The 6654-nt window shown below is 72.2% G+C and carries 4 protein-coding genes and 1 pseudogene; 4 read left to right on the top strand and 1 reads right to left on the bottom strand.

Translation table 11 applies throughout. The annotated features are described in order from the left end of the window. From BUE45_RS31585 to BUE45_RS30845, 3 genes and pseudogenes are all read left to right on the top strand, one after another. A pseudogene (locus tag BUE45_RS31585) lies at window positions 1-375 on the top strand (hypothetical protein); the annotation flags it as partial. A 307-nt stretch (window positions 376-682) separates the two neighbouring features. Further along, complete coding sequence (locus tag BUE45_RS30850; protein ID WP_073384453.1) at window positions 683-1366, top strand: recombinase family protein; 684 nt, start codon at window positions 683-685, stop codon at window positions 1364-1366. Between the two features lie 89 nt (window positions 1367-1455). Beyond that, window positions 1456-3696: a tetratricopeptide repeat protein gene (locus BUE45_RS30845; protein ID WP_073384452.1), complete on the top strand. Its 2241-nt coding sequence runs from the start codon at window positions 1456-1458 to the stop codon at window positions 3694-3696. A 28-nt stretch (window positions 3697-3724) separates the two neighbouring features. Here the strand turns inward: BUE45_RS30845 and BUE45_RS30840 are convergent, their stop codons facing one another. After that, complete coding sequence (locus BUE45_RS30840) at window positions 3725-4318, bottom strand: recombinase family protein (RefSeq protein ID WP_143173556.1); 594 nt, start codon at window positions 4316-4318, stop codon at window positions 3725-3727. A 356-nt stretch (window positions 4319-4674) separates the two neighbouring features. Between BUE45_RS30840 and BUE45_RS30835 the strand changes: the two genes are divergently transcribed. Then, on the top strand, window positions 4675-6654 hold a 1980-nt coding region (locus tag BUE45_RS30835), incomplete at its 3' end, for a tetratricopeptide repeat protein (RefSeq protein ID WP_073384450.1).

Raw genomic sequence — 6654 nt, 5'->3', positions numbered from 1 at the left:
GCCATCGACGCCCACACCCGCGCCCGCGACCTGCACCAACAGGCGGACGATGAGCATGCTGCGGAGAACGCCGGCGCGGGGGTGGGTATGGCGCTGGGCGGGCTCGAGCGTTGGGCGGAGGCGGTCCACGCCCTGGAGCGGGCGGTGGCCTTCTTCGGCCAGGCCGGCGACCAGCACTCCCGGGGGCGTGCCTGCTACGAGCTGGGTCTGGTGCACCACCGGTCCGGCTCCCCCGGCCGGGCCGTGCCGGTGTTGGAGGAGGCGGTGCAGCTGCTGGCGTCGACGAACGACCCCCACCGGCACGACCAGGCCCGCGAGGCGTTGGACAAGGCCCGTACCGCAGTTGAAGCAGAGCGGGACCAGGAAGCGTCCTGAACCCACCCCCTTTTTTTTGAGCCCCCACTGCTGGAAACGAGCCCTCCAAAAGGAGGCGCTCCGGCGGGGACGCTCCCGGGCGACCTCCGGGCAGGACCGGTACGGGTCTTGGCCACCGCACCCTCCGTGAGACAGGCGGCCAGGCGTGCCGCCGCCGCCGTGAGTGTGCAACAAACGATCGTTTGTTGGACACTCCGCGGGGAGGCCGCCGGAGGGTGCGGAACGGCGCTCGGAAGTGTCGAAAAACGTGTTGAAAAGTCCGGGTGTCCATCTACTCCGAGGTCACCGTTTTCCGTACACTCCGGGGATGGACACCGCCCCCGCCGTTCCCGGTCTTGTTCTTCCCGACGATCCGCTCGCCCCCGCGCCGGCTCCGGCCGGAGGCGGGGCGCTGGTCGGCTACGCCCGCGTCTCCACCCGCGATCAGAAGCTCGACCGCCAGCTCCGCGCCCTCGAAGCGGCCGGGTGCGTCAGGGTCTTCGCCGACAAGCAGTCCGGTCGCGACGCCGACCGCCCCGAGCTCCGGGCGTGTCTGGCCTACCTGCGGCCCGGCGACACCCTGGTGGTGGCCTCCCTGGACCGGCTGGCCCGTTCCCTGGCCGACCTCATCACCCTGGTTGCGGACCTGCGCCGTGCCGGGGTGGGTTTTCGGTCCCTGCACGAGGCCCTGGACACCACCACCCCCGGCGGGCGGCTCGTGTTCCACGTCTTCGCCGCGCTGGCCGAGTTCATCCGCGAGTTGATCGTGGAGGGCACTAAGGAGGGCCTGGAGGCCGCCCGCGCCGCCGGCACCCGCCTGGGCCGACCCCCGGCCATGACGCCGGAGCAGGTCCGCCACGCCCGCGACCTGCTCACCCGCCCCGACAACTCGGTGGCCTCCATCGCCCGCCTGCTCGGCGTCTCCAGGTCGACCCTGTACAAGCACGTCCCGGAGCTGTCCGGCGGCCGCCGCACCGCGCTGGCCCCGCGGAAGGCGCCGGACCCCCACTGAAGCACCCCGGCCGGTACCGGTGCGGGAGGAAGGTGGCCGGTTTCGGCGAAAACCGCCCCAGAGGCCTCCGGGGGCGCAAGAATCGGTGGATGGGACCCAAGCGCACACCCGAGGGCACCCCCCCGGGCACGGCCAGGACGGCCAACACGGTCGGCGGCGACGTGTCGGGCACCGCGGTGCAGGCCGAACGGGTCGAGGGCGGCGCCGGCAACACCACCACGACCAACACCACGAACGTCACGCACACCACGGTCGTGGAGCAGGAGCGCGGGCTGCCCACCGCACTGCAGGGGCTTCCCCCGCTGGTGGGCGAGTTCGTGGGCCGCGACGAGCAGCTGCGGGGGCTGCTGGACCTGGTGGACCCCACCACCACCGGCACGGGCGGTGGGGGTGCGGTGGTGGTGTCCGCGGTGGCCGGGATGGGCGGGGTCGGCAAGACCGCCCTGGCCTTGCGGGCCGCCCACGCGGCGTGGGAGCGGGGGTGGTTCAGCGCCTACCTGTTCGTGGACCTGCACGGCTACACCCCCGGCACCGACCCCCTGACCGGGGCCGGAGCACTGGACGCGCTGCTGCGCCAGACCGGAGCCGACCTTGAGGACATCCCCGTCCAGGCCGACCAGCGGGCGGCGTTCTACCGCTCGGCCCTGGTCGACCTGTCCCAGGACGATGCCCGGAGGCGGCCGGTGCTGGTGATCGCCGACAACGCCCACCACACCGACCAGGTCCAGCACCTGTTCCCGGGAACGGGCAGGCACCGGCTGCTGGTCACCTCCCGCGAAGCACTCCCCTTGGGGGGCGGCGGGTCGCTGTCACTGGACACCCTGACCCCTGAGGCAGCGGTGAAGGTACTCACCGGCCACCTGCCGCCCACCGATCCCCGCCGACAAGACGACGAAGGCCTGGAGGCGTTGGCCGGGCGGTGCGGGTACCTGCCGCTCGCGCTCACCATCGCCGCCGCGCTCCTGGCCCGCAAGACCCGCCTGGCGCCGGCCCGGCTGGCGGTGCGGTTGGGGGAGCTGTCCAAGTTCACCGACGGCCGCCACGACCTGGCCGCGGTCTTCGAGGCCTCCCTGACCCACCGCTCTGCTGAGGAACGGCGGGTCTTCGCCCTGCTGGGCTCCAACCCCGGTGCCGACATCTCCACCGTGGCGGCCGCGGCCATGGTCGGCCTTCAGGTAGAGGACGCCGAAGAGGTACTGGAGGAGCTCGCGGCCGCCCACCTGATCACCACCCCCGCAGAGGGTCGGTGGGCGATGCACGACCTGGTGGCCGCCCACGCCCGCACCCTCACCCCACCCGCCACCTGCGCTCCCCGACACGGGGGCGGCCCCGAGGGCACCGCCCCGCCGGCCGATGCCCGCGAGCGGGCACTGGAGCGGGTCCTGGCCTTCTATACGCAGACGGCCGCCGCGGCCGACGACCACCTGCGGGCCCTGCCCGGTGACACCCCACCGGAGGTGTTCTCCAGCCGCGAGCAGGCGCTGGCGTGGCTGGACACCGAGATCGGCAACCTCCTGGCCTGCGTCTCAACCGCTCACCACACCGTCATGCACCTGCCCTTCATCCTGGCCACCTATCTGGACCTGCGGCGCCGGTTCGACGACGACATCGACGCCCACACCCTGGCCCGCGACCTCTACCACCAGACCGGGGACACCCACCGCGAAGCGGTGGCGTGGAACAACCTCGGCAAGGCCCTGCGGCAGGTGCGCCGGTTCGACGACGCCATCAACGCCCACACCCGCGCCCACGACCTGCACCAACAGGCGGGCAACGCCCACGGCGAAGCGGTGGCGTGGAGCAACCTTGGTCTGGCCTTGGCCGAGGTGGGCCGGTCCGACGAGGCCATCAACGCCCACACCCGCGCACGCGAGGCCTTCCACCAGGCCGGCGACACCCACCGTGAGGCGGGGGCGTGGGGCAACCTCGGCACCGCCCTGCAGGAGGTGGGCAGGATGGAGGAGGCGATCGACGCCCTCACCCGGGCCCGCGACCTGTCCCGGCAGGTCGGGGACGCCCGCGGCGAGGCGATGGCGTGGAACAACCTCGGCTTGGCTCTGCGGGAGGTGGGTCGGGTGGAGGAGGCGTTGGAGGCGTTCGCCCGTGACCTGGCCTACTGCCGACAGGTGGGCGACGGCCACGGTGAGGCGCAGACACTGCACAACGTCGGTGTGACCCTGGCCGGTCTGGGTCGGGTGGGGGAGGCGGTCCAAGCCCTGGCCCGGGCGGTGGAGCTGTTCGAGGCCGCAGGCGACGACCACCGGGCCGCACGAGCACGGGAGGCCCTCGACCAGCTCCGGCAGGACCCCGGAGGCGAGCAGGAGAGCTGATCGCCACCCGCCCGGCCGGAGTCCCGCCTTACCCCTGCCGTAGGTAGCGGTGCAGGGAGGTCTTGGGGATCCCGGTCTTGGCCGCGATCTGCCCGAGGCTGGCGCCTTGGCCCTTGAGCAGGCGCGCGTACTCGATCGTCTCGTCGGCGTGGGCCACCGGGCGGCCGATCCGGCGCCCGGCCGCCTCCGCCACACCCCGCGCATGCGCCGCCCGTTCGGCGGTGAAGGTGCGCTCCATCTCGGCGAACAGCGCCAGCAAAAGGAACGCGATGCGGCCCATGCCCTCGGCCGCGGTGTCGATGGGGAGCGGGTCGGCCAGCGAGCGCACCCCGATGCCCTTCTCGTCCAGGTCGTGGACGAGGTTGAGGACCTCGCGCAGGTTGCGGCCGAGCCGGTCCAGGGTGTGCACGAGGACGGTGTCGCCGGGGCGGGCGTAGGCGAGCAGGGCGGCCAGGCCGGGCCGGTCGACCGTGGCCCCGCTCTTCTGGTCCACGAAGATCCGCTCGTCGCTGATGCCCGCGTCGGTCAGGGAGGCGAGCTGGCGGTCCAGGTGCTGCCTGGTGGTGGAGACCCGGGCGTAGCCGAGGTCGAGCCCGGTGGCGGGGCGGTCGTGGGTTCCCATGGCCGAACCGTACCGGAAGTCGGTTCCGTACTCGATTTCCGGAACACGCGTTGTGGAACGACTTGCGGAACGATCGGCGGGACGATTCGCCCAGGATGCGCCCGCCGGGCCTCACGCGTCCCGGGGTGTTCCACTTCCAAGGAAGTGGAACGAAGTGCAGCGCCCCTGGGACGTCATCCCGCGCGGGGCTCAGCACGTCGGCGCGTGCCGCGCGGGACGAAGGCCCCGACGGTCGGGCCCCTCGGGTCGGATCGGGGGTGAAGAGCCGTCCCGCGGGCCGGGTCGGGCGGGGAGGAAGGTGGCTGTTTTCGGCGCGACCCTGCCCGAAAGCCCTTTCGGGGCGGGAGAATCGGTGGATGGGATGGAAGCGCGAGCCCGAGGGCACGACCAACACCGTCACGGGCGATGTGTCGGGCACGGTGGCGCAGGCCCAAAAGATCGAGGGCGGCGTCGGCAACACCACCATGCACAACGCCACGACCGTCACCCATAACACGGTCGTGCAGCAGGAGCGTGGCCTGCCCACGGCGCTGCAAGGGCTTCCCCCGCTGGTGGGGGAGTTCGTGGGCCGCGAGGAACAGCTGCACGAACTGCTGGACTTCCTCGACCCCGCAAGGACTGCCGGCGGTACCTCCGGGTCGGGTGCGGTGGTGGTGTCCGCTGTGGCGGGGATGGGCGGGATCGGTAAGACCGCTCTGGCTGTGCGCGCCGCCCACCAAGCGTGGGAGCAGGGGTGGTTCAGCGGCTACCTGTTCGTGGACCTGCACGGCTACACCCCCGGCACCGACCCCCTGACCGGCACCGCCGCGTTGGACGCGCTGTTGCGCCAGACCGGCGCGGACCTGGAGGAGATGCCCCCCGACACCGCCGAGCGGGCGGTGTTCTACCGGTCAGCCCTGGCCGACCTGGCCGGGGCCGACGAACAGCGTCGTCCGGTGTTGGTGGTGGCCGACAACGCCCACCGCGCCGACCAGGTGCGTCCTCTGCTCCCCGGCCCGGGCGGGCACCGGTTGTTGGTGACCTCCCGTGAGGCGTTGGCGCTGGACGGGCACAGCCCTGTCCGTCTGGACACCCTGGACCCTGACGATGCCGTCGAGCTGTTGCGCTCACGCTTGGGAGCGGACGATGCCCGGCGGGGTGAGGAAGGCCTGGGAAAGCTGGCGTCGCGGTGCGGGTACCTGCCGCTCGCGTTGAAGATCGCCGCGGCGTTGTTGGCCCGCAAGACCCGCCTGGACCCGGCCCGGTTGGCGGTGCGGTTGGGGGAACTGGCGAAGTTCGCCGATGACGAGCACGACCTGGCCGCGGTCTTCAACGCCTCCCTGGGATACCTGGCTCCAAGAGAGTTGGAGGTGTTCGCCCTGCTGGGCTCAGCCCCGGGCACCGACATCTCCACCCCGGCGGTCGCCTTCATGGTCGACTCGGAGGTAGAGGACGCAGAAGAGGTGTTGGAGGAGTTGGCGGCCGCGCACCTGATCACCTCCCCCGCCCCCGGCCGGTGGGCGATGCACGACCTGGTCGCCGCCCACGCCCGCACCCTGACCCCACCCACCACCGACAGCGACGCTCCCGAAGACGAGAACGGCCCGGGCGGCACCGGCGGACCGGCCGATCCCCGCGAGCTGGCTCTGGACCGGGTGCTGGACTTCTACACGGTGGTGGCCGACGCGGCCGATGACCACCTGCGCGCCCTCAGAGGCGACACCCCGCCCGCACTGTTCCCCGGGCGGGAGGAGGCGCTGGGGTGGTTGGACGTCGAGATCGACAACCTGCTGGCCTGTGTGCGTATCGCCCGCCAGACCCACCGCACCCGGGTGGCCACACGCCTGCCCCAATGTCTGAGCATCTACCTGCGCCTGCGGCGGCGTTTCATTGAGGCGATCGAGGTCCACACCCTGGCCTCCGAAACCGCCCTCCAGGCCGGTGACACCGGGGGCGAAGCGTCGGCGTGGAACAACCTCGGCAACGCCCTGCATCAGGTGCGCAGGTTCGACGAGGCCATCGACGCCCACACCCGAGCACGCGAGGCCTTCCACCAGACCGACGACAGCCACCATGAAGCGCAGGCGTGGAACAACCTCGGCAACGCGCTGGCCGAGGTACGCCGGTTCACCGAGGCGATCGGCGCCCACACCCGAGCGCGCGACCTCTACCAGCAGGCCGGTGACGCCCGCGGCGAAGCGTCGGCGTGGAACAACCTCGGCACCGCCCTGCAGGAGGTGCGCAGGTTCGACGAGGCGATCGATGCCCACACCCGCGACCTCTCCTACTGCCAGCAGGTCGGGGACGCCCACAGTGAAGCGCAGGCGTGGAACAACCTCGGGCTGGCACTGCGGCAG

This window comes from Nocardiopsis flavescens, from assembly GCF_900141985.1.
In the GTDB taxonomy this organism is placed as follows: Bacteria; Actinomycetota; Actinomycetes; order Streptosporangiales; family Streptosporangiaceae; genus Nocardiopsis; species Nocardiopsis flavescens.
This window is presented reverse-complemented; position numbering and strand designations above follow the sequence as displayed.

Bases quoted from the DNA above. Each gene is read 5' to 3' on its own strand.
- BUE45_RS30845 (WP_073384452.1), top strand. From the start codon at position 1,456: ATGGGACCCAAGCGCACACCCGAGGGCACCCCCCCGGGCACGGCCAGG.
- BUE45_RS30850 (WP_073384453.1), top strand. From the start codon at position 683: ATGGACACCGCCCCCGCCGTTCCCGGTCTTGTTCTTCCCGACGATCCG.
- BUE45_RS30840 (WP_143173556.1), bottom strand. From the start codon at position 4,318: ATGGGAACCCACGACCGCCCCGCCACCGGGCTCGACCTCGGCTACGCC.